The following is a 25969-nucleotide window of genomic DNA, read 5'->3' on the forward strand; positions in this document are numbered from 1 at the left end:
AGATAAAAGTGAGCAAATTTTTGCGCATCTCATATTTATAGATAGCAATAATTTATTTATCCGTTTTCATATGTTGAATATTACATTGTGGAGATTCACCAAACAAACGAGAGTATTCACAACAAAGTAGCTTATCCAGTATAAAATTATGACTTAAGCGACCCATCTCACAAATTAGGTTGCGTTATATACTTAAATTAATAAGAGCAAAAAATGACTCAAAATAAAGTTGAATTGGCAGAGAAATTGTCAAAAGAATCGCATCAAGGTCAGAAGTATGGTCCTCATGATTACTTTGATTACCATATTAAAGGTGTGGTCAACTCATTAATTGAGCACCAATTTTCAGAAGTCTATATTATTACAGCCCTTCTCCACGATAGTGTTGAAGACACCCCTCTTACCCTAGCCAAAATCGAAAGCTTATTTGGAAAAGAAGTTCGTGATGCGGTTGATGCATTAACTAAACGAGAAACTGAAACACGCGAAGAATATTTAATTCGTTGTAGTTCAAATCCGATCGCTCGAGTCGTGAAACTTCATGATGCAGCCTTTAATGCGCACAACTCACATAAAGAAAGTAATCAATCACGTGTCGATTATTACCTTCAAACCATGTTAATTGTTTCAACGGCGCAAGATAAGTTGAGATAAAAGACAACGAAATAAATCCGTTGTCTTTTTATTTTTAAGATTGTGCAAATGCCCAAATGTCTTTTGATGCAATCGTGTCAGATACAAGTCTAAAACTCATAGGTTCTAGGTCTTCATCTACCACAACATAACCTTTCGAGTTATTTTTTAGCGCATCACACTTATTATCGGTAAGTTGATAGTTTGCTGTATTGGCTAAGGCAGTTTCAGTAATAACACCTGTAAACACACAATTCGGGTCTTTCGAGACAATTTTACCTTGTGCACTAACCTCGGCATTTACCGTCGTTCCATCTGGAAACGATAAATCGTAGGTGCCGACCAGTTGATTAAGCAAAAGTTTTTGATCAGCAATTTTTTCATAATGTGCTAATTCGACTGTCATCGCTTGATTAGACTGGTTGCTTCGCCAAGCTTTGGTTTTTGTATCATAGCTCATCACAATCTTGGCACGGTTTTCGTCATCATCTAAAACCAATAATTTAGTCCCATCTGCACCAGAATAGTATTTACCCGCCATAGGTAATTCTTGATCAGTTTCGGTACTAATAATATAAGTTCCGACGTCTAAGCTCGGCGTTAGTACAGGTTTTTCAGTCGAGACTTGGTCATCATGATCATTGTCATTACAAGCCGCCAATCCAAGCCCAAGGAGTAAAACCAATAAACAACGTTTCATGGTCTTGCTCCTTACTTGTTAAATAAGCTTTTTAAACGGATTTTAAGCCATTCTTGACCTGCTGGTCGTTGGTCATAAGCAACTTGCATTGCAGTCACAGCAATTTTGCTTTGCATTACAGCGCTTTCATCCGACATTTGAGAGGCAGTTGGGGCCGATGGTGCCGCATCGATTCCTAAGCCAAATTGATTGTTGCCTTTATTGTCTTTAGTCACTTGGAATTTCAGCTTATATAAGTCATAAGTCCCAATTTTTGAAAATGCAAACGGCGTGCTGGTTGTTAAATTTTTAGGAAAATTCACATTGAGGGTAATGCCTTTTGGCAACAATTGGCCCTTGCCTGCCTTAGCTTGTAATTCTTTTAATAACACTACAGTTTGCTTTGCCACAATCGCAGAGTTAGGGTTGTTTAAAGTTTTGTCATCTACCGTGTTGGTATCGGCGCTTAATGCAATAGACGGAATCCCGCGTCCTGCCGAAAACTGTACATTGCCAATCGTACCAGAGTGTACAACGACTTTGCCGACATTTTGGCCTTCATTCGGGCCAGATAAAACTAGGTCTGGTGCTTTACCCCAGCGTTTTGGTGCAACTACATCTAGTCCATAAACTGTTGCCATGACTGGTGTGCCATGCGTGTAGTTCCAGTCGCCATTGGTATAACCTGCTTTGGTAAAGGTTCCAGCCGCAGGTGCGCCAATTGGTGCTGCGCCATTGTGGCAACCATTTTCAGCCGCAATTTGCTTATCATTATCCGCGGTAATTGTTGTTGAGCTGTACATCACAATTGCACCACCACGACCACTTTGTGGTGAACACGGTACAGACACAAGCACGTTATGACCATTTGCTTTTAATTCATCATAGAGTGCTTTGATATTGCTGGTTAGGCCGTCATCGTTAACCAATAAAATATTTAATGCAAAAGCTGGAGTTGTACACAAAGACAGAATAAGGCCGCCCAATAAACTTTTTTTCATCACTTAACTACCATGTTATTAAATTTCGGTTTGTATGGTAGTGGCGGTATATGTATGTTTAGTGACTAAGCATAAATATAACAAAAACCCACTTTCGTGGGCTTCATTAAAATTACTTCAAGTTTTAAGTTAAATACGTCCAACCTCTAAGTATGGAATCAGCTTTTTATCAAAACTTGGCCGAGGGTCACCTTCAAAGCTAATAAAACCATGCATACCCGTTAAACGTTCACCTTTATAAAACTGGTTTAACTGATATCGCGGGTCTTTATGTGAAAGTGTAAAACTCACCACACCAACGCCCTGCTGTTTTGACTTGTTATAGGCATCTTCGAGCATTTTATGATGCAAAGCCAAATCTTCAGGATGGCACATAAGCGTATGTAGCACATGGTACTGAATAGAGTCACCGAGTTTAGGCAAACGCATGCCTTTGGTAATTGGCGTCAATAAGTTATAGACGGGTCTAAGCACAGCTATGGCCGAGCTGTAATTTAGAATCTTGGTTTGTTTAATACTATGCTGATCCCATAAGCCAAACATGCCCACTAGCTTTTCGCCCTTAAAATAAAGTGAAAAGTCCGAGAGTTTTATCCCTGAAAAATACTGATGACCTTGGGCAAGTTCTTCAAAGTTATAGGCTGGAATAAAGTTATAGTGTTCTGCCATGTCGCTAATAAACTGGTTCATGGCTGGTACATGTTTAGCTTCAGCGACACATGTACGTATCTCTTGAAGGTTACTCTGCTGAGAATTCTGCTTTAGAAATGCCGTGATTTTTCGTTTTGCGCCAGTGCTCGTCAGACTGAGTGTCTCTATAAGCCCTTCATCATAATAATCGGGCATTCCCGTTTTGCCCGTTTGTATAGCGGCGCGTGCGGCATGGTTATCATCAAAAATAATCATTTGGCTATAGTTTGGTTCATGCATAGTCTGTTTTACATGCTTGCCTAAGACCTTCACCAGTGATTTACCTCGATAGCTATGATCTACCCGTAAGTCCCCAGCGTAGCGTAAGTTTTGAATGTTCCGATTGATATAACACGGACGATAACCATTGCTATAACAGGCCACTTTCTTTTGACTCTCGGTATCTTCAATCACGACATGTAGTTTATGCCGATAGACGATGTCGGACGCCTTAAAATAACTCGGTTCACGCTGAAAGCTGATTTGTATACCTTTGGTGGTCATCGGTACCGCAATTAACTCTCGTAAAGCCTCGTCATCTGCCAAAGTCGCTTCACGGGTAATAAGCGTATTATCAGTAAGTGGTGGATTTGTTTTATTCATTATTCACCTGTTGTGCGGTCTGCATAGGAACCAAATTGCTTAAACGTCCCATTTGGTCGAGTAGCTGATAGACAAACACCACTTCGTCTTGGTCATTTACGGTTTTTTGGGTTTGGGCATCGAGTAGCTTTTGCTCGGTATTGAGCAAATCAAACGTGGTTTTGGTGCCGACATCGAACTCTTTACGGGTATAGACAAAAGCAATAGACGCTGCCTCTATGGCATTTGCCAATGCGTCTTTATTTTGTCGAATGGTTTGAAGCTGCGCATAGGTGGTACGGGTACGCTTATTCAAGTCCAGCTCAAGACTTCGAATTTTTTGCGCAGCCAAATCGATATCAGCCTGTGCTTTTTTAACATTGGCCCGATTTAAACCATCGTCATAAAGCGGTACATTGAGCTGTACCCCAACCATATAGTTATTACTTTCAGAGCCAATATAGCTCGCTTCATCTTGCTTTCCGGCACGGCTGGTCAGCATGACCGTTGGCCAGAGTTCGCGTTTAGTTAAAGCGTATTGTTTCTCGGCGGCTTGCTTTTCATATTTAGCCCGCATTAAAGCCGGATGGTTCTTGGTTTGAGCCAATATTTCATCTAGGTTAGCGGGAATAGTGGGTAATTGATTGATTGGAACAAGGTTGTCAGGCGTTATACCTGTCACTTGATAAAACTGTGCTTCGCTTACGGTTAAGTTAGATTGCGCCTGTGTAATATCGGCTTGACCTTGTGCGACTTGAGCTAAAACCTGAGCCAAGTCTGCACGGGTAATCATACCGACATCAAAACGGCGCTTTGATTCATATAAAGACCGTTGCAGATTTGCCATAGTCTTTTGTCTGAGTTCTAAAATGGCTTTCTTTTTTAATACGTCGGTATAGACCATCACGGTATTTAAAATGGTTTCCGATCTTTGATCTGATAAGCCTTGGTGTTGGGCAGAAAGCTGACTTTCGGCAATATCTATCCCTAAACGGTGCCGCCCAGAGGTATAAATCGGATAATCGGCCTGCAATTGCAAACTTCGCCCTTTACGGTTTCCTTCGGTTGGAAACAAGACGTGTGAAGGCGTATTTATTCTTTCATAGTCAAGTTGCCCGACTAAATTGACTTTGAGTCCATCACGTTGCTTGGCCTGTTCAAGCATAGCGGTGGACTGGTTCACATTTAAACGGCTCACTTCAAGCTGGCTTTCATGCCTTAAACTAGCTGACAAAGCCTCATCTAAAGTCATGGCATGTGTATTCGACACCAACAACACGCCTAAATACAAGGCGTGTCGAAGTGTTAAAAACCGGGTATTAAATGGCTTCATCCCTTTCATAGTTGTTCCAAACTATTCAGGGTGACTTTTTTGAGTGGTTCAGGCTTGATATTGCCTTCGATAATGCCATCAAACATGACCAGTTTTTTGTACGCATTCCAGCCATTATTGGCTTGGCGAATTTGAGGCTGGTCGAGCTGCCCTAAGTTTCGTGCAAGTTCATAGTGGAAGTTTTGACGTAAAATACTGTCGATATATTCATTGCTAATGCTGTGATGAATTTCACCTTCAAAAAGCACGCAATAAAATGGTTTAACTTGTTGTTGGGTATCAATCGCCAGTAAAGAAATTGCTTTTGATTCCGTTTCGTTTAACTGCGACAACAACTGTTGAGCGGTTTCAGGTGCTAACTTCTCACCGACCAGATCGACCCCAAAACGGCGGCCTTGGAACTCAAAACACGGAATTTGCTCTAAAAAGCCAGTCACTTTTAAGCAGTCATCTAGACAGTAACGCAGTAAGCCATTACCCGAAGTAATCAGCGGGCTGACCACGTCACCTTGTTTAAGTTGCCATGAAGGAACGATTTGACCTTGTTTCTCACCTTCTAAATATTCAAATTCATAGAAGTGACTTTGGTAAGCCAATGGGTATTGGTCATTATAGGGAATGGTGACTACACCTTCCGTCGCCCATAAGCCTTTACCTTCAAACTGAACATTGGGCAATTTCTCTTTTAATTTTTCGGCCCACGCTTTTGAACCTGCAGTATCCCAACTCGATACTAGACTTAACTTTGGCCAAAGTTTTTTAAAGTCGATCTGTTCGCCGTTTGAACTTGCAATTAAGGCTTGAGCACTTTCAGGGCTATGCGGTGCAGTGACTTCTTTTAAGGAAGCCTGACGACTGCCCCATTTACCACTTTGCAAAACCTCAACCACGTCTTGTTGCATAGACTCCAAACGTTCAAGTAATTGCAGCGCAAAAGTTGGACTCCATACCGACATCATGGCTAAGTTACGGTTTGCGACCAAATAGCAAATGGTAGCAAACAGTGCATCGTCAGCATTTGCTGCAAAGGCAACGTTACTTGGAACCGCTTGGGTAAACTTAGACAGTATGCGTTTACCTATACCGAGTAGCGCACTGTCATCATTTAGATTTTTGTCTTTTAAAACTTCACGCTGACTTTCAGGCAACCATGACACAGACCAATAATGTGTACCCGAACTCAACTGTAGGCATTTGCGGTATAAACTTGCCATCCACGGTGCAATTGCATGGTCAAGTTCATCTAAAAACAGCTTGGTGTATGGAATAAACTTGATTTGTTCACTCGAACCACTGGTCGGCTGGAAACGAACCAGTTTACTGCTAGAGAGTGAAAGCTTTTGTTCACGGTAACGCTGAATGTCTTCTCGCCAAGCGCTATAGCGAGTTGCAGGAAATGCTTTTACAAACTGCTCATAGTTTTGAACTTTCTTATCTTTGGCAAATGTAGAAGTCTGTAATATCGAATGCAAAATTTGACGTTGCGTGGTCTCTAAAGCATTAAACTGTTTTTGGAAATTACGGTCAGATGCATCACACCATTTTTTTAAAATAAGATGCGAGCCGAGAGTCAACCATTGATTAGATTTCATTGGATAGCCTCTCTACGTTTTGTTTTATGGCTTAACTGCGCTTCAAATTTTCCTTTGCTTGTCGGCTTCGTCATCAGTTTTACAGGGAAACGGGCAATATCTTTCCAACCAAGTCGACCAATACATGGCAGTTCTGTACCGGCTCTCCAAGTTGGATTTTTCTGCTCAAAGAAATGAATATTTGGGTTCTTTTCTCTCATTTCGGCAGTAATCGGTGCGACTTCGCCTTTTAATGGTTGATAGTCATCACCAAAGTTGAGTAAGCCGGCTTCTTTGTCGTAGTATTCGCCAAAGAATTTTTCACAGTAATGTTCAACAACTTCCGAAAGATGTTGGTTTTCATCTTTAATGTTTGGGTAATACACATAGTAGTTATTGGCAAGTAAGAGATAAGTCTTATAACCTTTAGAAATGAGAAGCCAATAAAGTTCATTAAAAGGATATTTAATTCGAAGTTTGATCATGAGTTTGAGCATGGTACTTTGCAATGTGCGCGTGCCCCAAAACTTTTTCAAAATGACCGTATCACCGCTAAAGAGCACGGTGTAATCTTTACCGTTTAAGTAGAAATGCTGCACAACTACCGTCGAGAAACCGACAATCTCATCTGTTTCTGAGTCAAAAATTAAGATCGCACCGCTTTTATTTTTAAAATCATCTACGAAAATAGAAAATCTGGTATTTTCATAATACTGCTCGTAAATGGAATACATCACTTTTAATCGTTCAGTATCGATTTGCTCTTTTTCAAAATATTGCCCATAAGTTGCGTTTTTCAGGTTCAATTTTGAAATCAGTTTATATGTTGTATTAATCATAATACTTTAATCTCCCACATCCAGATCTGTGAGTTCCCCTATCTCGTACAGCGATATTCGAAACTCATATCAATGTTCTTTTTCTATGAAGGGATATGTTTTGATATGCCCTATTGTTTTCATTCTTTGAAAGCTGCCTTTTATTTCTAAATCACTACATATTCATTTTCTTCCCCCGATCCATAAATATGGTTAAAAAGGCGGTCACAAACATAATGATTGCGAGCATGCGTAATAAGTCATTGAAACTCGATGTCAGTGCTTGAAAGTGAATATCGCGATAGATCACGCTGAGCGCGATTTGCTGGGCATTTGCACCGACTTCCTGATATTGCGCCGTAAGCTGGTCAAGCCGTTCTGTAAATATCCAGTTTTGCGGTGTCATCGACTGATTAATCTGGGTGACATGCATGGCGGTCAGCCAATCTAAGGATGAATTGATAAGTGCTAACCCCACAGCGCCGCCGATATTACGCATCAGGTTATAAATACCACTGGCATCGGCTACTTTACTGAGTGGTAATGTACTCATAGCCAAATGTGACACCACAATCAGGCAAATCATGAGGCCAATACCACGGTAAATTTGCGGCCAAAACATAAAGTCATAATCACTATGAATGCTCAAATGTGAATTAAGCCAGACACCAAAGCCCGCCAGAATCATTCCGACAAATACGGTTTTGCGGGTATCAAAATTGGGAATGAGCCACGCAAGAAATGGCGCAAAGCAGAACATGACAATACCTGTCACCATCATGACGTGACCAATTTGGCTACTGTTCATTTCACGGACTTGCCCAAGAAAGACAGGAATCATGTAACCCAAGCCATATAGCGCCATGCCAATCACAAACGTTGTAATGGCACTTAAGGTAAAGTTTTTATTTTTAAATACCGATAAATCGAGCAAAGGTTTAGGCTGAGTAAAACTTCGAGAGAAGAAAATCATGCCGCCTACAACACAGACCATAAAAGCAATCCGAACGCCTGTGTCTGCAAGCCAGTCATGTCGTGCGCCTTCATCAAGGAAATATTCAAGCCCACCCAAAAACATCGCCATACCCACCAAGCTAAACCAATCCATGCTTTTGATGAGTGAATAGTTGGCACGGTCAATATTTGGACCTGAGTAGATGACCGTAGCAATGATAATGCCCGGAATAATATTGATCAGGAACATCCAGTGCCATGAGAAGTTATTGGTAAGCCAACCGCCAATGGTTGGGCCAATTGCTGGACCTAAAGTACTGATCATGCCAAACATGACCAAAGGTAATGAGCGTTTTGGTTCTGGAAACAGTAAATACAACGCCGTCATGGAAGTCGGAATCATCCCGCCACCCATAAAGCCTTGAATGCCACGGAACACCAGTAAACTTTCCAAGTTCCATGACAAAGCACAAAGTAAAGAACTGACCGTAAAACCTATTGCACACATGGTGTAATACACCCGTGTTGAAAGCACTCGCGAGACAATACTCGACATTGGAATCGCAATAATCTCGGCAATTAAATAAACCGTTTGTACCCAAGTGACTTCATAACGGCTTGCACTCATACCAGCTTGAACTTCGTTTAGAGAACTTGCCACGATCTGAATATCAAGAATCGCCATGAAGTTGCCAAAAATCATGGCAGCAAAAATTGCCCATGCAGTTTTTGCGGGAAACCTCCACTCGGCTTCAACATGCTCATTCATTTATGATTACCCAAAATTTTATTATTAAGTTCTTAGGTCAACGGTGGCGCTCACCGACATTCCAGGTTTTATCAAATCAATATGTGGGCTTGAATCTATGGCGATACGTACAGGAATACGCTGTACAACCTTGTTAAAGTTGCCTGTGGCATTGTCTGGTGGCATAAGTGAGAAAGTCGCGCCTGAAGCGGGAGAAAAACTCTCAATTTTTCCGGTAAAGTTAAGGCTCGGATAGGCATCAAGTTTTAATTTAACTTTCTGACCAATATGCATTTTTTCAATTTGAGTTTCTTTGAAGTTCGCCTGTACATACAAACTATTTTCAGGAATGATCGCCATTAAGCGGGTTTGTGGAGAAACACGTGAACCTTTCTGGATTGCAAGGCTACCGATTTTACCGCTTACAGGACTAACCACTTTTGATGAAGCCAAATCGACCTGATACAGGTTTAAATTTGCATGGGCACTTTGAATATCTGCTAAAAGCTGCGCTCGACTCGCTTGTAAACTCCCCAACTGAGCTTCTGCTGCATTTACGGCGGCTTGCGCTTTGCTGAGCTGTGCCTGAGCCGTTAAATATTGAGACTGAATCCCTTCAAAATTTTGTCGGGTAATTACGCCATCTTTTAATAGATCTTGATAACGCTCGAACTCTTTTTTCAAACGCGCTAGGTCTGCTTGCGCTGCCACTACACCACTATTTGCTTCAATAATTGACGACCGTGCAGACTTTTCATTTTGTTGTTGTACACCAAGCGCTGCTTCTTTTAGGCTGACCACAGAACGGGCTTGGTCATATCGAGCTTGGTAGTCACGATGGTCTAATACCGCTAAAGTTTCCCCTTTTTTTACCACCTGATTATCGTTAATTAATAACTCCATCACTTCGCCTGAAATCTTTGGCATCACCCAAGTGACATCGGCTTGTACATAAGCATTATCAGTAGATTGATAGAATCGGTATACAAAAAAATAATATAAGATGCCAGCAACTAAAAATAACAGCAGGACACTAAAAACACCCCAAGTTATTTTCTTTCGGCTTTGGAAATTAGTATCAGTTTCTAGCTGAGCTACGTTATCCATAATCATTCCGCTTATTTGTAATATTCGATTTTTTATTTAAGCCAATAAAATTATTGGTTTCTTTTTTACGTAACTTTTCACTTGGTTTTATTCAATGAATCGTGACAGCGTAAAATTTGGTGCAAATTATGGTTCTTAAGTGAATTAAATATCATTGACCTCTTTGACATATATTTTTTCTATTTATGTCAATTAATCATATTATATAAACTATGTTTAAAAATTATGTAATTCGAATTTGTCTAAATTTTCGATATAAATTTACTTTAAAAAAACAAACTCAAGTTATTGTTTTATAAATGAATTATCACTTAGAAAATATAATTTTTCAAAATTATTAAATAGCCTTTTATTGCAGTATTATTAAATATAAGTTTAATTATGTAATATTTAAGTATTATTAATTAAAATAATATGTAATTTAAAAATTGATTAACAATCTAAATTGTTATAGTTATACGAATAAGATATATAAGTTATAAATATTATATTTCTTTAAATTAACAATAGTAAAACTGACAGAATTTTTAATCTTATAAGTAATGATTGTTTAATAAATAAGCTACTACAATAGGTAAAATAGCTTATTATTTTTAGATAAAACAAACTTACTATTAAAAGGCGAACAAACCTTTAAAAATAGTAATTTAAGTGGTTTTGTTTATTGATTTAAAACCTTAAAAATTTCTTCTAAAGTTATTCCTATGGCAAGCAGTTCGCTATCTTGATGAGCTAAGCCATCTATTTCAAGTCCAACTGGCAGTTTTGATTTCACGCCCTTCCCAATAGGTAAACTCAGTCCTGGTATTCCTATATTACTGCCAGGGTCTGTATTTCGCATGAGTGTCTGGAAAGTTTCAATCGAATAGACTTCCTCGTTTGCTAGTGGTGCAACAATCGGTGACGTCGGAAATAATAAAGCATGCAAGTTATGCGTCTTAAATGTGTTTTGGTAGAGTTCAAGCAATTGTGGACGAGCTTCACTAATCGCTTTTTCATACGAAGGTAAAACAGGAACAAGTTGCCCCGTCTGGTCTTGAATTAACTCAGGAAGAATATTCAGTTTAAAAATTGCCTGTACATCGGGGCTTGAGATCTGATCGACTACAGTCTCTATGGTCAAATTTACATGATGATCTTTCAAATATTGAATTAGGTCATACTTGCCTTCATAGATAGCCACAGGGAATGAAATAGCTTGATTGAGTTGTTCTAAATTTGGCATATCGACTGGAATAATTTCGACTCCTGCACTTTTTAAAAGCTCAAGTGCAATATGAGCCTGTTCATGAACGTCTTCATCTAAATGATTCCAAAAGTATGAATTAATACCGAGCCGAATTTGATGAGACTGTAATGATTCTTTTCTTGGCTCTTGAGTGATGAGCTCATCAATTAAAATAACATCAGATACGGTATGAGCTATTGGGCCAGCGGTATCACGAGTATGTGAAATTGGGGTAATACCTTCTTGTGAATATCGTCCTACCGTTGGACGAAAACCCACACAACCATTTAAGGCACTTGGCAGTCGAATAGAAGCACCTGTGTCTGTACCCATAGCAATCGGAACCATGCCCACTGCAACAGCCACCGCACTACCCGAAGAAGACCCACCAGCAATGTGTAACGGGTTTACGGCATTTCGTGTACCCACAACACCTTCTATATGCATGGCAGTATTATAACCTGTTACCCCAAAGGCTAATTCGTGCATATTGGCTTTACCAACAATGATTGCACCTTGATCAATGAGTTTTTGAATAACGGGGGCAGAAGTTTGAGGCTTAAAGTGAGCTAAAGCTGGCGTACCTGCACTATTTGGAAAACCTGCAACATGAATATTATCTTTAACCGCAATTAAAATACCCATCAAAGCTGGACACGGTTTTCCACTCAGTAGGTATTTATCCCAATATTGAGCTTGTTGAATTGCTGAAGCTTTATCTGTGCTAATAAATGCATTTAAAGCTTGCTGTTTTTCAATAGTATCGAAGTAATGATGCACAAGTTCTTCACAAGATACTTTTCTCTCATGAATGAGTTTAGTAATGATATCTACTGAAGCATTTGATAGATCAAGTGATTCGATCGCATTATTTTTTTCATTTGTATTTAACATAGTAATTTTTAATCCCTTTAAGTTTTAATTTTAGGAACTTAGTACAAATTGCTCATTCATTCGCATCCTCAAAATTGAGGATTGCTTAAACTTTAATGTCGAATGAGCAAGGCCATTTCAGTGAGATTATTACAGCCGATTTTTCTCATAGAATTGTTCAAATGAGTTCTTAATGTAGTAAAGCTAATATCCAGTAAATTGGCCACATCTTTATCACTTAAACCTTTAGATACCAAGCGAACCACTTCTTGTTCACGCGAAGTCAAACCGTATTGGGTTGATAAATCAAGGGGTAAGGCTTGAGTAAAATAAGGTTCAAGCAGGTTTAATATTCTTTTTTCACGTTCACCAAACGTGTCGGCGTCTTTCGCACGCCAAATACGTAAATCACCAATATCCATACCATTTCGGACAAAATAAATATTTATGCCGTGATATAAACCATAGGCTCTTAAAAACTCATTGTAATACGGTGTTTTTTTTAGGTCTGCGAGAGGCATGACTTCATTTACAAAGGTTGGTTTTTGACGTTTGCGAAGCTGTGCCGTAATCGGATCATTAAATTGCCAAACACACTCATAGTCCTTCATGGCTTTTGGGTCGATTTTCCATATAACGCCTTCTCTCGATAAGTTATGGGTTGAATCCCAAATATAAGATGCCGCGAAATCAGCCCGCAACAAGATGGCAATATCTGCAAGAATACTTTCACGTAAATTGTATTGCCCTTTCCCTGAGCCAAGTTTCCATAATATTTCAGAAAACAATGTAAACTCAGATGGGCTTAAATCTTTTTCTAAAAGTACGGTCATCATTTACCTATTTAACGGAATCCATCGAATTTTAAGAAGATAGGTTAAGTGCTTCCTTTGAACTTATTCTTATTACTAACTCCATCCTTTTCTATAACATTTATATGCAAATATTAAAATAATTTTAAAGCATACTGCCTACTTAAAAATATTTCTTTCTTAAAAGCGGCTATTAGTAAAACCCTGAAAACTCAAGGCTTTGAAAGCCTTAAATACATAAAAATAAATTTAGCTCAAATGTATTATTTTTTACATTCAGATAGATACTTTCCAATCATGAAATTGACTATATCTGTTTCACCACGAGCCTCCCCAGTTTTTTCAGTATTGTAAGTTTTCCAAACTTCATCCCAATGGTCTTTAATATATTTGACCATACATTCCTTGTAAGGATTTGGTGTATTTTCATGAATATGCGCTAAGAATTTGTCTTGATGCTTAGCGGTGGAATTGGCACAACCAAATAATGAAATCATAAGAACTAATCCTATACTTAAATTCTTCATTTTTTAATAATATATCCTTTTAAAAAAACACCTAAAGGCAATTTAACCTGTACTGAGCTTTAACATTAATTTAAATTAAAATTACTTCAACTCATCTTCTTTTTTTGGAAGTTGAGACTGATAATTTATTGATAATTTTTTATCAAGATGAATATCCGTCTTAGCCCCTATTTCCTTCCTTAATAAATAAATTACTTCAGTAACTCCTTCATTAAGTTCATTTGTAAATTTTTTAATATTTTCGGCAATTTCTTCATGCTTTTCTTCAAGCTCTTTTTCTTTTTCTGATATAGGTTGTATTAACCTCTCTGACTGTTTAAGTTTAAAATCTATTAATTTAAATATATTTTTAGATCGCTCATCTTCAGGGTTATCAATATGTAATTCATCTAATTTTAGATAAAACCTATCTAAGCTTTCTAAACTTTCCTGATGATCTTTTACTAAAACTTCTAAACTTTGAGATAAATCGAAATAACTTGCGATTTCAAATATGATTAATTCAATCTTTGGTAAAATATTATTTAAATAGCAAACAACTTCTTTTTTAGTTTTTGTATTACAGACAAACATAACCTTGTCTGTACAAGTTGAGAAATTAGAAAAACTACTAAAAAGCTCACTTTGATATTTATGCTTTTCGATTTGAATTAATTGTAAACCAGCTATTAACTTAGAATATGCTTCAGCAAACTCTAAATAAACAGTTTTTCTCGTTTCTGCTAAACGAGATACTTTTTGTAAATGTAAAGCGGTATACCAAGAAAGTATAATACCAACTACTATGCCAACTGCTCCTACACATGATGCTATTAATGTGTAATAAGCTTGAATTTGTGCACCCTTAATTGTAGCAATTGCCGAAATAATCTCTTCACTCATAAAACTTCAAATAAACAACTAATTATCTTGAAAATTATTATAAAACAAATGCCCCGCCAATAATCGATATTTAGCGGGGCTTCTTGAAGCTTATACAGTTTATCGTGGAAGATATCTTTTTGAACCTGTGCTATTAAGGCAGTAATGTCCCCCCCTCGGCCCAACACAATATGTTCCAGATGTACAATAACAAGAACTATTGGTCGTTTGACTATAGCTTCTTGAAGTACGAGTGTTAGTAGATATGCTTCTAGTCTTGGTATTGCTATATCTTTTAGGCTCATGTTGTTGAACTGAGTAAATAGGTTGCTGGTTATCCAAGCCCCTTTTAGTGTTTCTATAAACAATTGGTGGAGTATAACAACCAGCAAAACCACATAAATATCTAAAGTTAATCCATTGTTGTTTATCAGAGGCAGGAGTCAATAATGCCCATTCATCTTGATATCTGAATACATAAACTTCACTACCTCCTTTCAACTTAAAGATTTCATTACCATTAGGCATATCTTTAACTGAAGCAGAATCTACACTAATCCAATTCTTAACTGGATTAAATCGTTCAACTTTTGGCTGTGAATAGTCGATGTTTGGTAATACCACACATCCAGTTAAACCTAAAGAAATAACTAACCCTATTAAATAATTTTTCATTTTATTAACTTCTTAAAAGGAATATTTTCCAGCGAAGTAAACAATAAGCTATGTGATAAAAGCAATATATACTTTCATCTAATACATATACATAAATACGAAATTAAAGAACCCGCTTCTAATCAGAAACGGGCCATAAAAAAACAAAAAACTTTCAGCGCAGTATTTGATAGTGATAATACAAGTTAAAATATGTATTTAGAATATATTTTAAGAATATAAATGTTGAGATAGGATATTAGCAAACCAAGTATTAAATGCTTGCTTTGATACGAAAGATGGAGCTTGGAATAGATCGATATCAACATTTAAATCATGATGACCAACAACTTTATATCGACCACCACCTAAAGTAATGATGTTCGTATAAGGGTATTTCAATGTTGTTAATGCATGGCCTAAAAATCTAGCTTGCTTTTCTTTATCGTGCTGATACGTCTTAAATTCGTGCGAATTTACGAAGAGATCATATTCTCGATCTATTGTTACTTTAATTTGCGTAAGTTCCACTTCGATCTCCTTATTATGGGAAATCTTTTTATAACATATAAAAACTCACTATTCGGGAGCTCTTAAGTTAAAAATTGATATCGATGTTATCGAAAACAGATGATGCAAAATCAACTATATCTTTCCCGATTTCTACAATTAAATCTTTAACTTCAACTAGATCAGGATTCACAGAATTAAGCACCGAGTTTTCTTGCTTTTGCTCGTTCTCGGTATCTAATTGCTCAACATTATTAATCTGTTCATTTTGATTTTGCATTAGGCTAACTATTCCTCAAAAGTCTGAAATCGCGGAGGAGCAAATAATGCCGTCTTATCTTTTCTACAAATTCTTTCAATTCTCAAACCAAAATCTGTAGCCGCTTTTTGTTTTTCATCTTCTTTTGTATAGAGAGGTGTCTCATAAGCCAAACCACTTACATGACCAAAAAAGTGATTGATATGGTAATTCAGTATTAAATTTTCCTTATCTCGATCTAATGGAATAAGTAGCTTTTCAAGCAAATCAAGAGGCTTTATACCAGACTGTCTTTCTAACATGATTTGATATGCTGCACTATTGAGCTTTTCACAAACCGTTGATTCGTTTTCTTCAGCATGCAATAGACTTCCAACTGACATTAAAATTACTATAAGTATTAGTCTCACGTATCTATCCCCATATATACAAAAACAATATTACATTATCAGCTATCGGGATCTCTAATAATTTTTAAAAACTTAACTGTAGCAGACTACTATATCAAAGAAGCATTGGACGAACAGGAATATGAAAGCCGACTTCTTTTTTCATATATGCAATCCATTAAAAGTCCGCTTTAGGCGATCTATTTCAAAAAATTACTGCTTTAATCTAATTTTCCTAAGTTCTTCTAAACCATTAGCCTTTTCATTTGCAAGTCTTCCAAAAATATCTTCTGAACTTGATTTAACTTCTTCTGAAGTAAGAGAATTATTAAAAGTTTGCTTATATTTTTCTAAACGATTTTGAATCACAGAAACATTTGCGAGACATTCTTTTTTATATTTAATATTTAATACTTCCAAACTATACAAAGCTATTTCATATTTTCCCCAAAGTTGGTCGAGCTCTTTTCTCACTTCATCCAATAAAACATTTGCTAACTCTAAATTAGTCCTATTAATTCTATTACGGCTAAAAGGAACCTCTTTTTCATAAATATGTAAATAATTTTCTATTGCAGTGATTAGTTTTGCAAAAGCTAATTAACATTTGAATATTTTATCTCTTGTAAAGCTGTAATTTTGTTGTTCTTTCCAAGTGCTCCAAACCACAAATGCCAATATTGCGCCCAAAATCGTAGCAATATTGGCTAATAATGAAATAATTTTTTCAAAGCTATCACACATATATTTTTCTTGAAATCAAAACAATTGATCAAGAATTATAAGATAAAAGCCCCGCCAATAATCGATATTTAGCAGGGCTCTTTTGCGCCGTAATACGTCAGGCAAACGATAAAATTAGTTATTAGGTGCTCTTAAGATATCTAATACTAATTTAGACATTTCATAGATCGGAACCTAAAGGCTACCAAAATTGATAAACGACATTGTCGCGATTGTAAATCTGTTTGTAGTATTCGGTTTTAAAAGATGGATCTAAATCAGAAGCTTTCAAAAATTTTCCTTCTTTTCTATCACCAGCCCATCCAGTTCACCACCAACAGAGATATTCATTTTACTAACCAGCTTTAAATTAGACTAGACTATAGCACGAAAGAAAACCTCTCGGAGGAGGCTAAACTCTTTACTATTTTACTAGATCCATCTGTTTTGTATTTAATTTACAGTATTTAGAGCATCCCCCTATTACGAGCAATTTCCAAAGTACGAGCAACAGCGCGTCTCGTCCCTTCTGGACTTAACCACCAAGGTCCAATGTAATCCCTACTCAATTCTTTAATATCATCAATAGTTAAAGATATAGGAATATTCTTTTCTCTCGAAGCTTGTTCTGCAATTTGCTCAGGTGTCCCTGAATACCCACCCATTGAATATATATTTGAGTGATCCAAATACTCTGTTGCCATTATGACCTCAGACTGGGTATCCCAGTATTTACCAGCACCATCATGATACCTATCAATCTTATTTTTATTAAGTTTCATTGCATTACAGAAATCAGAACACTTATACAGTTCACTTAAACTTACTATTACTTGATTATTTAGTGGCGTGGTTTTAAAAATGGTAGCTTTAAAATCCCCGAGTTCAGAAGGTACACCGCCTTTGAATTTTTCAGCAAATTTATAATCTGTGGTCCAAGAAGATATCTTCTCAGGAAGCTTTTTTTCTCTTAAAAAACGCGATAGCCCTACGTTATCTAAGGATATTTGTCTAAACAAAACCAAGTTTGGTGGAAGTAAACGAAATTTTTCAGGGAGATTAACGCATAATTCTTTTAATTTATTTCCTTTTTTCTCATTACTACCCGCTTGCCAATTACTAATTGCCTGCAATAATTCTAAATTATAATAAATATTTCGATTTTGGTTATCCATTTCATTTCCGATTATTAAATTTTTTTATTTTAACAAAGAAAAGTAAAAAGCCCACCAAATGATGAGCATTTTGAAAATTAATTTTCTTCTTTAACCTTTATTTCTAAAGATTTATTAAAATCTTCTGTTGGAATTAAATACGTAATATCAGCTAATGAACCTATTTCCAAATCAATATGCTCATCCACGTTTCTTCCATCATCGATCATCAATCTATATTCTTTTTGATGAGAAAATTGATCACTTTTGACAAAGCCAATTTTATCCCTAGGTACATGTACACTGTTATTAAAATCAACGTACTCTACAAGGTCTCTCTTCATTTTATACCCCAGCTTTTTAACAGTTTTAGCAAATCTTTCAAAAAATTCTTCGGGATTTGCAATTAAAACTAAATAATTTCCTAGGTTTTCAGCATCTTTTTGAAATGCAACAATTTCTTGTATATCCTCTAAAGTAAATTTTTTTTCTTGTTCTACAGCTGGGGCATACATACAGAAAATATTATTATTTAGAACATAATTATCATGAGTGTAAATTTCATTTACCTCAATCTCATGGCTTTCATTATTATATTCTATAGTAACTTTGACTTCTTGCTCACCTGTAGCACGAAAGCTTATGCCTTCGTATTGATCCCCTATATTATTAGAGAGCTCTTCCTTATATCCCTTAAAGAAATTAAGAGTATTTAAGCGAAATTTCCCGTTATTAATAAATTCGTTTGCATATTTTTCTGAGGAAAAAACTCGAGCAAGCATCATTACATAAGCCATAATTATTCTCATTTTAAATTTAACATTCTAAATATATCACTATTTAATAAGACAAAATTAGATATCAGGAGAATTTTCTCCACCTTTCATAGAAGTTTAATTCAAATATAAAAAAGCCCACCTTTTGGCGAGCTTTAATACCAGTGCTTTAATTACACTTCGAACACTATATCAAAAATATGCCACAATCCGTCTAGACAGTCAAATATCATGCGCGTCGATTTGCAAATAATTAGCAACCATCAAGCCGATAAGTGCATATGCTACTCCCAAAGCATCTTCTATAAGCACACCTTCTTTAGGATATAGCTTTAGAGTTATAGCACCATCAGCGCATGTTTTTTGTATTCTTAATAGTTTCAAAAGCTTCTTATTCTCTTCTTTTTCAAGAAAATTATTACACTCTTTTTGAGAAACAACTTTATCTAACTTTATAAATTTCCAGGCCATTATTAAGACACTATTGATTTTTCAATCTTTTATCATGACCTGCAATATAAAATCTAGCGCAACTTACCATAATAGCAGCTTGAGCTTTTGATTGGTTTGTTTCTTGAGCAACTTTACCTAATCCTTTATTTTCTACTTTATTTTTGATTAAACAGATTAATGCAAACTTCGTCGTAAAATCTGTTTTATCAGATTTTAAAAGACTTCGTAAGAGTGCTTGTATCTGATCTGCCTCATAATCGCTTATCTCACATCGAATGTAAGATTTACCTTTTGGAAGCTCTCTGTCTGCTTCACGCATCAACCAGTAAATTTGATTGATATGAAGACCATCAGGTAAATCCCCTCCTTTCATACGAACCGTTTCGCACCACGTGCCCAACTGCTCCAACCATCCATCAATTAAAGAGTGAATAAATTAAAATCAGATTGATAGAGAGCTAATTTAAGCGCTGCCTGTGCCGTTTTTTCCTGAAATGCAGAATAGATGAATCTTTTCAAAAAAGAGCATGTAAACAATAGTAATTTAAATTAATGAAGGATAATAAGGCTAGGCAGATATATTAGATAGTCGGGCTTTTTAAACAATGAAACCCACTCATTGAGTGGTTTTTTTATTACTAACCGTTTTGCCTGAGGTGGTCTTGGAACTCTTGGTCGTGTATTTTGTCGTAATTAACAGGGTCGTAAACGCATCCAGTTAAAATAACAATTACAGCAAGTGCAGCAACCAACTTTTTCATTGAGACAGCCTTCTTTTAACGCAAAATATTCGCTTTAAGTATACTCCTCGGTAGCCATTTTGACTGGACATAATTAAGGCAACTAATTGTTATTTTTTAATTATTGCTGTTCTTTAGCCTATCATTTGATTGTTTAACAAGTTCAAATCAAGGGTTAATACAAAACTTAAGCCTCAGTCGCTAAATACCAGTTTTTCCAAGAACTGGTTCCTCTCGTTTCAAGAGGCACCGTTGGAATCAGTTTCTCTTTTAATATTTCAGTTTGTTTAACCGCTTTGGCTAGTCTTGCTTTGACAGAATGAATACATTCACGATCACCAAATTCACAGCGGTCTAAAGTTGTTCCACCACAAGGACCATTGGCTAAGCCTTTTGGACATGTTTCAGGGCAAATATATAAAGTGTCACCTAAACGGCACTGACCACAGCTTTCACAGCCGACTAGGCTATGTTTACTCAGTACTTCCGTTTTAAGTAAGAGTTTGGCGATCAAAGCGTTTTCCCAAAAAGATGCTTTGAAAATAAAACGTCCGACGCCTTTGGCAATTTTTGATCCAAACATTGCTTCATGCATAACATGTAGCTGACGATATTTAATTAATTGTTTAGATGTTGGCTGACGTGAAAAACGAGCAATTTCAGGGGTAAACTCTTTGCCTGTCTTGACTTGCCAAAGTGAACTCCAAAGCTCTTCTAAGGCCTTAAGGTTAAGATGTCTGTATTGCTCGATGTAACTTTCAAGCAGCATTTGCTCTTCTGGCTTATGACAAGCAGATAAATGAATACCCGCAAATCCTAAGTGTTTACATATTAAAATCTGTAAAGCGCAGCGCAAATAAACACGGTCTGTATGCCCTGCCTGTTTTTCCCCTGCCAAGACTTTTAGCATGTGTGGAGTAATCACAATACCCGCAACTTTATGCTTTACCATGAAGTTGGCACGGCCTAAAGTCAGTGGCATGACGCAAGCTAGTATTTGCTGCGAATAATCATGCTTGGTTAAAAATGATTTGGCTTGTTTTAAGGCTTCAATGTCATAGCCCAATTGGGTAATGATAAAGTCAGCACCTGCTTTAATCTTCTTATGCAGTTTTAAATACTGTGCATCACGCTCAGCTTCGACATATTTAAACGGATTAAAAGCAACCCCAATACGAAAACCACCATGTTGCTTAGCTGCCATTACGGCGTTTACCGACTCTAGGTAACGACTACGAGGCTGCCCATCTCGTCCATTATGATGTTCTTTGAGTTTGTCGCCTGTAAGCAATAACAAGTTTTGAATATTGGCAGACTTGGCTTGTTCTAAAAAGCGCTCAAAGTCTTGTATGTCTCTCGCTTTACCTGAAAAGTGTAAGACTTTCTCTATTGAGTCAGGGTAACTTTTGCTGGCTTCAAGTGGCGCAATATCATGATCTGAATGTACGCGATCTGCCAATGTCATTGCAGCCGGATACCCTGCAAACTCATGTTTCACAGGATAAATTTCATGCAGTGAAGTGAGATATTCTACCAACATAAAAAACTGATTTTGTTGGAAGCAGGGAGAAACGTGTGACATAGGCAAAGTGCTGATCAAAACATGACATCAATCATAAGCGCGGCATTATAAATCAAAAGTGCATTAAGATGCGCTAGTCAGAAAGCTCATTGTTTTGCTTGCCTTCACCCTCTTTATTTCTAGGTAATTCGAGTGAACGAGGAAATATAAAATCAAAAGAATCGAGTGCATAGCGGTAAAGCTGAGCTGGCCGTTTGCCCACAATTTTACTGTGGTTGGTTTCTTCAACTGCACCCGCTTCTATCATACGGCGTCTAAACGCTTTTTTATCTAAAGATTGCCCAAGAATAATTTCATAAATGTTTTGTAGCTCGGTCAGCGTAAATAATTCAGGCATGAGACTAGCTGGCAATGCAGTATAACGGGTTTTATTGGTTAAACGCTCTAATGCCAAGTTAAGCAACTCATTATGATCAAACGCCAATGCTAAATCTTGTGCTTTTGCTACAGGCACCCATTCACTGTATTCAGCCAACGCTTGGTGTTGATAGGCATTAAAATCGATTAATGCAAAATACAAAATCGTCACAGCCCAGCCACGCGGGTCACGTTTGGAATTGCCGACCGAGGCAACTTGTTCCAAATAAGGTGAAGCAATTCCTGTTTTTTCGACTAGCTTACGATAAGCCGTTGCCATCAAGTCTTGATCATGGGTTAAATCGGCGAAACCGCCGGGTAAAGCCCATTGGTTTTTAGCTGGAAAGTTGGGTCGCTTAATGAGTAATACCTGCAACTGACCATTCAATACCGAGAAAATAGCCATATCAACAGTGAGTAAAGGTGCGTCATAATCTCGGCGATCATAACTGGCAAGGAATTCTTGTTCATTTTGAATAGTCACGTTCAGCCTCTCAATGAAAATGATGAGCCGATACTCATGCAACGGCTCATCTAAACTCAGTTATGCGATGGATAAACGCTCGCGAATTTGATCCAAAGTACACTCATATTGAAGTTTACCATTTTCAAAGACTGTTTTAAGTGCTCCGCCTTGTTCTTGTTCGGCTGTTTGCTCATCAAACAAGATAAAACCATTTTCACTTTCTTCAATGCGTAAAAGACCTTTCGCAGATTTTTTCACACCTGAGTCTGTAATTGGGTCTTTAAACAGCTCACGGCCTACACCATTCACCTGCCCCCAAGTCGCTTTCACAGCAAATCCAAAAGTATCGCGAGTTAAGTAGTTATAGGTAAAGCTGCCGATCCCAAACACCAAGTTGTTGGAAGCGAAGCCTTTGGCTTCTAGCCCTTCTAAAATGCGCTGCGCACGGTCTAGGGTAATCGAGTCACCATAAATTAAACCGACACGCTCATTTAGTACTTTATAACCTTGGTCAGTTGTTGTACCACCAAACACTTCCCATAAACATTCAACTGCGCCTTTATATGCTCGGCTGCCGACTTCGGCGTCTGGATCACCACAAATAATTTTAACTGGATCACCAGAGTCAGGACGGAAAACCAATTTAGCCAAGCCTAAAGCATTGGGTTGTCGCGCCAAAATTTCAGGTTTTAAAGCCACCGTAAATTCTGTAATGACTCGCCAAAAGTCCCAAGTATCAGACACAATACTGACAACACCCGACGGATAAAGCTGACAGATTAAACGCTTAAATGTTTCTAGCTCACTGTCTTCTGTACCCATACACATCACACTGTGTTCGGTCGCTGGTACAGAGACCCCAATCACACCTGTGGCATTGTAATATTCTTCTGCGTAGTCAATTGAAGCAACCGAATCTGTTCCAATAAAACTGGTTAAGTGACCCACACCAGACTGAGCTGCATCATAAATTCCACTCATACCACGGCTACTAAAATCGTGTCCTTGCACAGGTACAAAATCGAGTGGTGCGCCAGTTTTTACGGCATATTGAGTTAATAAACGTTTGTACTCATAAGCAATAGTGGCCGTAGTACAGCTTTTCCAAAGCTCAGCACTTAACACGGTTTCGATATAATTCGTTAACCAAAAGAAACGCGGGTCGGTATTAATAACGGTGAGCACGGGTACACGCATATTGACGCGGCTGCCTTCTGGCAAAGCTTTAATCCGTAAAGGTAAATAACCCAAATCGTGTAAAGCTTCAATATGATCGACTGGTACAGCACCTTCACCTAATGAGCTATCCATACGGCGTTTATATGCAGCCACGACTTTGTCTTTAGGTTGCTTAAAAAAGCCTTCATTCCATGTATCGATTAAAAAGTGTTTGATAAAACCCTGAAGACCAAAGAACACAACTTTATCGTCAAAGTCAGGCAACATTTTAGCGAGTCGAGATGAACGCGGTGTAAAGTTTGCGTACACGCACTCTGTGCCTGCTGGATACTGACGTCTGTGATCAGCTTTATAAAAATCGATAGCGTTTAATGGATTCAGTTTAATCGTCATCTTTATTCTCTTTATTTTGCTGCAAAAGCAATTACTGAAATTTTGTCTGATGGTTGTTGTGGAAAGCTGTCTGAGGTAAACAGTTGATCTAACAGTCCATTAAAAACCTCTATTCCTTTACTAAAAATACCGTGGGTCACATATAGAACGACCTTATGGCAATTGAGGCGACGCAGTTCTTTGGCAATACCAATAAAGGTTGCACCGCCGTCGCAAATATCATCGGTAATGACCGCTGTGAGGCCTGATAAATCAGTCGCATGTACATGTGTACCTAAAATTTTGCCAGTCACTGGATCACGTTTTTTATCGCAATGAACAATAGTGAGTGGTTGTTTGCGCTCAGAATTAAAAGCATCTGCGACCCTTTGTGTACGTGCTTTTGCACCCTTGTCTGGGCAAACCAGCACTGTTTTTTCATCTTTTAACAATGTGCTTAGCGCTTCACTCTTTGCGATGATGTCTACTGAACTGATGTTTACAACTTCGCTAAAAGAAGTATTGGCGGCGAGTAAGGCTGTCGTTACTTCACTATGGCAGTCCCAAACAGTCACCTTGCCTTGTTTGCCCACTTTTTTGTCAGCATTGATGTTGAGTAACTTGGTCATCACATCAAGCGAGAACGCTTGGCCTACTGCACAAATACGGTCCTGACGTGCATATGGAAAATACGGAACTTCTAGGTCAATGGTTAAACCCTGAGTCAGCAATATATTTTCAAGTAGTAAATAGTCCATCACATCGTGACTTGAGGCCATGTGTGCACGAACCAATACATTGCCATATAGTGAACCTAAGGTTGTCTCATCAATTTGAACATGACGCTCGCCACCAGAAAACTGCGTAAATTTCACTGGAATTTCGTTTCTTGCCGTATCTAAAAGCTGGATAGCCATATCATCCTCTTTTTGTCTGATGACCTTCGATGAATATATAGTGGCACAAAGCCACTATATATTTCAAGTCTAATTTTTAAACTTTTTTCAAAGCCATTTGAGGCATAAAATTTGCAGTTTTAGAGCATTTAAAAATTTGATATTTAAGAGAGATTATTCTTTAATTAATTGAAATAAAAAGTTAATTTAAAAAAAGCATGACGAGTAGAACTATTATTAAAAGTAGTGGATATAACTTTGCCCGCCATAAATCAGGTAGTTTTGAAATAAATTTTTCTGAAAAATATAGTCCGATCCATGTTCCAGCAACCAAAAATAAAGCAGCTTCAAACCAGATTAGTCCGATAAATCCGTTGGGTGTCCATGTAGATTGCCAAATTGACAATACGCAATAGGTCAGCGTTGCAGTTAAAGACAAAGGCAGCGTGAGAATGTTTGCAATAGCCGCGGCCTCTGCCATAGAACTGCCCCGCCGCCGTAATAAAGGAACCGTCATTACACTTCCTCCAACACCTAAAAGTGCTGCAACCCAACCAATAATGCCCCCTTTAATGAGTTCACTGTTTTGACCATAGTGTTGCTTTTGCCTTGAGGTCACCATAAAGCCTGGTCGGTAATAACAATCAATAATCGTTATGAACACATAGCTCATAAATATCCAGCGAAGCCAATTTCCATTAAACAATGAGGCCATTACCGCACCAACAATTCCACCAAGTGCAATACCACCCCATAAAAAGCGGATTTGTTGCCAATCTATATGTCCAGAACGATAGTGTCGAAAGGTTGCAAAACTTGCCGAGCAGAGCATGACAAAAGCTGATGTAGCTACGGCGATTTGCATGGCATGTATGCCGACACTACTTTCATTGCTCCACTTTTGAATAATGACTGTATAAAGCAAAGGTACAGCAACAAATCCGCCGCCAAAACCAAATAACCAAGTGGTTATGCCTGAAAGTAGCCCAAATAAAAATAGCTCATATAGCATCATCATCTTCCTCACGTTTATAGAGGCATG

The 25969-nt window shown here is 37.6% G+C and carries 28 protein-coding genes and 1 pseudogene; 1 reads left to right on the forward strand and 28 read right to left on the reverse strand.

Translation table 11 applies throughout. From position 1 onward, the window contains the following. Positions 1 to 213: 213 nt before the first annotated feature. Positions 214 to 654 (forward strand): HD domain-containing protein, encoded by a 441-nt coding sequence (locus tag EG365_RS17875; protein ID WP_000193121.1) that lies wholly within the window; start codon positions 214 to 216, stop codon positions 652 to 654. Between the two features lie 34 nt (positions 655 to 688). Here EG365_RS17875 and EG365_RS17880 read toward each other — a convergent pair whose 3' ends face one another. The 28 genes and pseudogenes from EG365_RS17880 to EG365_RS18010 all read right to left on the reverse strand — a co-directional run bounded on the left by EG365_RS17880 (position 689) and on the right by EG365_RS18010 (position 25939). Continuing rightward, positions 689 to 1333, reverse strand: a complete 645-nt coding sequence (locus EG365_RS17880) for a hypothetical protein (RefSeq protein ID WP_000817319.1) — start codon at positions 1331 to 1333, stop codon at positions 689 to 691. A gap of 11 nt (positions 1334 to 1344) precedes the next feature. Beyond that, on the reverse strand, positions 1345 to 2316 hold the full coding sequence (surE, locus tag EG365_RS17885) for a 5'/3'-nucleotidase SurE (protein WP_002001022.1): 972 nt from the start codon (positions 2314 to 2316) through the stop codon (positions 1345 to 1347). Positions 2317 to 2442: 126 nt separating this feature from the next. Beyond that, complete coding sequence (locus EG365_RS17890) at positions 2443 to 3606, reverse strand: hypothetical protein (RefSeq protein WP_001044478.1); 1164 nt, start codon at positions 3604 to 3606, stop codon at positions 2443 to 2445. Then, the gene (locus tag EG365_RS17895) at positions 3599 to 4927 is read right to left on the reverse strand and encodes a TolC family protein (protein ID WP_000677756.1); all 1329 of its coding nucleotides are present in this window, start codon (positions 4925 to 4927) and stop codon (positions 3599 to 3601) included. The genes EG365_RS17890 and EG365_RS17895 overlap by 8 nt, the downstream gene beginning before the upstream one ends. Then, positions 4924 to 6510, reverse strand: a complete 1587-nt coding sequence (locus EG365_RS17900; RefSeq protein ID WP_000841495.1) for a GH3 family domain-containing protein — start codon at positions 6508 to 6510, stop codon at positions 4924 to 4926. Before EG365_RS17900 ends, EG365_RS17895 begins: the two co-directional genes overlap by 4 nt. After that, entirely contained in the window at positions 6507 to 7295 is a 789-nt protein-coding gene (locus EG365_RS17905; protein ID WP_075874782.1) for a hypothetical protein, read from the reverse strand. The genes EG365_RS17900 and EG365_RS17905 overlap by 4 nt, the downstream gene beginning before the upstream one ends. Positions 7296 to 7482: 187 nt before the next feature. Next, positions 7483 to 9030, reverse strand: coding sequence for a DHA2 family efflux MFS transporter permease subunit (locus EG365_RS17910; protein WP_001002144.1), 1548 nt, complete (start codon positions 9028 to 9030; stop codon positions 7483 to 7485). A gap of 24 nt (positions 9031 to 9054) precedes the next feature. Then, positions 9055 to 10116, reverse strand: coding sequence for an HlyD family secretion protein (locus EG365_RS17915; RefSeq protein ID WP_000370775.1), 1062 nt, complete (start codon positions 10114 to 10116; stop codon positions 9055 to 9057). A 661-nt stretch (positions 10117 to 10777) separates the two neighbouring features. Beyond that, positions 10778 to 12238 carry an indoleacetamide hydrolase gene (iaaH, locus tag EG365_RS17920; protein ID WP_000935397.1) on the reverse strand — a complete coding sequence of 487 codons (1461 nt, stop codon included), beginning with the start codon at positions 12236 to 12238 and terminating at the stop codon, positions 10778 to 10780. Between the two features lie 92 nt (positions 12239 to 12330). Continuing rightward, complete coding sequence (locus tag EG365_RS17925) at positions 12331 to 13050, reverse strand: helix-turn-helix domain-containing protein (RefSeq protein WP_000217319.1); 720 nt, start codon at positions 13048 to 13050, stop codon at positions 12331 to 12333. A gap of 242 nt (positions 13051 to 13292) precedes the next feature. Beyond that, positions 13293 to 13556 carry a hypothetical protein gene (locus EG365_RS17930; protein WP_000793775.1) on the reverse strand — a complete coding sequence of 88 codons (264 nt, stop codon included), beginning with the start codon at positions 13554 to 13556 and terminating at the stop codon, positions 13293 to 13295. 81 nt (positions 13557 to 13637) lie between these two features. Continuing rightward, a complete protein-coding gene (locus tag EG365_RS17935; RefSeq protein ID WP_001287993.1) occupies positions 13638 to 14438 on the reverse strand; it encodes a hypothetical protein in 801 nt (266 codons plus the stop codon). 99 nt (positions 14439 to 14537) lie between these two features. Continuing rightward, positions 14538 to 15092, reverse strand: a complete 555-nt coding sequence (locus tag EG365_RS17940; RefSeq protein ID WP_001989376.1) for a hypothetical protein — start codon at positions 15090 to 15092, stop codon at positions 14538 to 14540. Between the two features lie 210 nt (positions 15093 to 15302). Beyond that, positions 15303 to 15602, reverse strand: a complete 300-nt coding sequence (locus EG365_RS17945) for a hypothetical protein (RefSeq protein ID WP_000424150.1) — start codon at positions 15600 to 15602, stop codon at positions 15303 to 15305. 67 nt (positions 15603 to 15669) lie between these two features. Beyond that, a complete protein-coding gene (locus tag EG365_RS17950) occupies positions 15670 to 15861 on the reverse strand; it encodes a hypothetical protein (RefSeq protein WP_001180995.1) in 192 nt (63 codons plus the stop codon). An 8-nt stretch (positions 15862 to 15869) separates the two neighbouring features. Further along, positions 15870 to 16223: a hypothetical protein gene (locus EG365_RS17955; RefSeq protein WP_000110646.1), complete on the reverse strand. Its 354-nt coding sequence runs from the start codon at positions 16221 to 16223 to the stop codon at positions 15870 to 15872. A gap of 219 nt (positions 16224 to 16442) precedes the next feature. Next, positions 16443 to 16712, reverse strand: coding sequence for a hypothetical protein (locus EG365_RS17960; RefSeq protein ID WP_000344757.1), 270 nt, complete (start codon positions 16710 to 16712; stop codon positions 16443 to 16445). A 375-nt stretch (positions 16713 to 17087) separates the two neighbouring features. Further along, positions 17088 to 17303 (reverse strand): annotated as a pseudogene (locus EG365_RS19515) (hypothetical protein). A 116-nt stretch (positions 17304 to 17419) separates the two neighbouring features. Next, positions 17420 to 18127 (reverse strand): hypothetical protein, encoded by a 708-nt coding sequence (locus EG365_RS17970; RefSeq protein WP_000370160.1) that lies wholly within the window; start codon positions 18125 to 18127, stop codon positions 17420 to 17422. A 77-nt stretch (positions 18128 to 18204) separates the two neighbouring features. After that, the gene (locus tag EG365_RS17975; RefSeq protein WP_000332182.1) at positions 18205 to 18903 is read right to left on the reverse strand and encodes a hypothetical protein; all 699 of its coding nucleotides are present in this window, start codon (positions 18901 to 18903) and stop codon (positions 18205 to 18207) included. Positions 18904 to 19104: 201 nt separating this feature from the next. Beyond that, entirely contained in the window at positions 19105 to 19353 is a 249-nt protein-coding gene (locus tag EG365_RS17980; protein ID WP_000312355.1) for a hypothetical protein, read from the reverse strand. Positions 19354 to 19363: 10 nt separating this feature from the next. Beyond that, on the reverse strand, positions 19364 to 19768 hold the full coding sequence (locus tag EG365_RS17985; RefSeq protein WP_212750382.1) for a hypothetical protein: 405 nt from the start codon (positions 19766 to 19768) through the stop codon (positions 19364 to 19366). A 205-nt stretch (positions 19769 to 19973) separates the two neighbouring features. Next, positions 19974 to 20096 (reverse strand): hypothetical protein, encoded by a 123-nt coding sequence (locus tag EG365_RS19560; RefSeq protein ID WP_000737316.1) that lies wholly within the window; start codon positions 20094 to 20096, stop codon positions 19974 to 19976. A 166-nt stretch (positions 20097 to 20262) separates the two neighbouring features. Next, the gene (locus EG365_RS17990) at positions 20263 to 21657 is read right to left on the reverse strand and encodes a methylenetetrahydrofolate reductase C-terminal domain-containing protein (protein ID WP_000020052.1); all 1395 of its coding nucleotides are present in this window, start codon (positions 21655 to 21657) and stop codon (positions 20263 to 20265) included. 73 nt (positions 21658 to 21730) lie between these two features. Further along, on the reverse strand, positions 21731 to 22498 hold the full coding sequence (locus EG365_RS17995; protein ID WP_000155202.1) for an NUDIX hydrolase: 768 nt from the start codon (positions 22496 to 22498) through the stop codon (positions 21731 to 21733). A 60-nt stretch (positions 22499 to 22558) separates the two neighbouring features. Next, positions 22559 to 24052, reverse strand: a complete 1494-nt coding sequence (locus EG365_RS18000; RefSeq protein WP_000152964.1) for a nicotinate phosphoribosyltransferase — start codon at positions 24050 to 24052, stop codon at positions 22559 to 22561. Positions 24053 to 24063: 11 nt separating this feature from the next. Beyond that, positions 24064 to 24948 carry a phosphoribosyltransferase family protein gene (locus EG365_RS18005; protein ID WP_001007527.1) on the reverse strand — a complete coding sequence of 295 codons (885 nt, stop codon included), beginning with the start codon at positions 24946 to 24948 and terminating at the stop codon, positions 24064 to 24066. Between the two features lie 181 nt (positions 24949 to 25129). Further along, entirely contained in the window at positions 25130 to 25939 is an 810-nt protein-coding gene (locus EG365_RS18010) for a sulfite exporter TauE/SafE family protein (protein WP_000965123.1), read from the reverse strand. Between the last annotated feature and the right edge of the window lie 30 nt (positions 25940 to 25969).

The sequence above is a fragment of the Acinetobacter sp. FDAARGOS_494 genome (genome assembly GCF_003812225.1).
GTDB lineage: Bacteria > Pseudomonadota > Gammaproteobacteria > Pseudomonadales > Moraxellaceae > Acinetobacter > Acinetobacter baumannii.

What these genes read in the sequence shown, in the direction of transcription:
- EG365_RS17890 (WP_001044478.1), bottom strand. Translation starts at nt 3,606, where the DNA reads ATGAATAAAACAAATCCACCACTTACTGATAATACGCTTATTACCCGT.
- EG365_RS18005 (WP_001007527.1), bottom strand. Translation starts at nt 24,948, where the DNA reads ATGGCTATCCAGCTTTTAGATACGGCAAGAAACGAAATTCCAGTGAAA.
- iaaH (WP_000935397.1), bottom strand. Translation starts at nt 12,238, where the DNA reads ATGTTAAATACAAATGAAAAAAATAATGCGATCGAATCACTTGATCTA.
- EG365_RS17880 (WP_000817319.1), bottom strand. Translation starts at nt 1,333, where the DNA reads ATGAAACGTTGTTTATTGGTTTTACTCCTTGGGCTTGGATTGGCGGCT.
- EG365_RS19560 (WP_000737316.1), bottom strand. Translation starts at nt 20,096, where the DNA reads ATGAAAAAGTTGGTTGCTGCACTTGCTGTAATTGTTATTTTAACTGGA.
- EG365_RS17910 (WP_001002144.1), bottom strand. Translation starts at nt 9,030, where the DNA reads ATGAATGAGCATGTTGAAGCCGAGTGGAGGTTTCCCGCAAAAACTGCA.
- EG365_RS17930 (WP_000793775.1), bottom strand. Translation starts at nt 13,556, where the DNA reads ATGAAGAATTTAAGTATAGGATTAGTTCTTATGATTTCATTATTTGGT.
- EG365_RS17975 (WP_000332182.1), bottom strand. Translation starts at nt 18,903, where the DNA reads ATGGCTTATGTAATGATGCTTGCTCGAGTTTTTTCCTCAGAAAAATAT.
- EG365_RS17980 (WP_000312355.1), bottom strand. Translation starts at nt 19,353, where the DNA reads ATGGCCTGGAAATTTATAAAGTTAGATAAAGTTGTTTCTCAAAAAGAG.
- EG365_RS17895 (WP_000677756.1), bottom strand. Translation starts at nt 4,927, where the DNA reads ATGAAAGGGATGAAGCCATTTAATACCCGGTTTTTAACACTTCGACAC.
- EG365_RS17915 (WP_000370775.1), bottom strand. Translation starts at nt 10,116, where the DNA reads ATGGATAACGTAGCTCAGCTAGAAACTGATACTAATTTCCAAAGCCGA.
- EG365_RS17875 (WP_000193121.1), top strand. Translation starts at nt 214, where the DNA reads ATGACTCAAAATAAAGTTGAATTGGCAGAGAAATTGTCAAAAGAATCG.
- EG365_RS17940 (WP_001989376.1), bottom strand. Translation starts at nt 15,092, where the DNA reads ATGAAAAATTATTTAATAGGGTTAGTTATTTCTTTAGGTTTAACTGGA.
- EG365_RS17955 (WP_000110646.1), bottom strand. Translation starts at nt 16,223, where the DNA reads ATGTCAGTTGGAAGTCTATTGCATGCTGAAGAAAACGAATCAACGGTT.
- EG365_RS17950 (WP_001180995.1), bottom strand. Translation starts at nt 15,861, where the DNA reads ATGCAAAATCAAAATGAACAGATTAATAATGTTGAGCAATTAGATACC.
- EG365_RS17925 (WP_000217319.1), bottom strand. Translation starts at nt 13,050, where the DNA reads ATGACCGTACTTTTAGAAAAAGATTTAAGCCCATCTGAGTTTACATTG.
- EG365_RS18010 (WP_000965123.1), bottom strand. Translation starts at nt 25,939, where the DNA reads ATGCTATATGAGCTATTTTTATTTGGGCTACTTTCAGGCATAACCACT.
- EG365_RS17970 (WP_000370160.1), bottom strand. Translation starts at nt 18,127, where the DNA reads ATGGATAACCAAAATCGAAATATTTATTATAATTTAGAATTATTGCAG.
- EG365_RS17900 (WP_000841495.1), bottom strand. Translation starts at nt 6,510, where the DNA reads ATGAAATCTAATCAATGGTTGACTCTCGGCTCGCATCTTATTTTAAAA.
- EG365_RS17935 (WP_001287993.1), bottom strand. Translation starts at nt 14,438, where the DNA reads ATGAGTGAAGAGATTATTTCGGCAATTGCTACAATTAAGGGTGCACAA.
- EG365_RS17990 (WP_000020052.1), bottom strand. Translation starts at nt 21,657, where the DNA reads ATGTCACACGTTTCTCCCTGCTTCCAACAAAATCAGTTTTTTATGTTG.
- EG365_RS18000 (WP_000152964.1), bottom strand. Translation starts at nt 24,052, where the DNA reads ATGACGATTAAACTGAATCCATTAAACGCTATCGATTTTTATAAAGCT.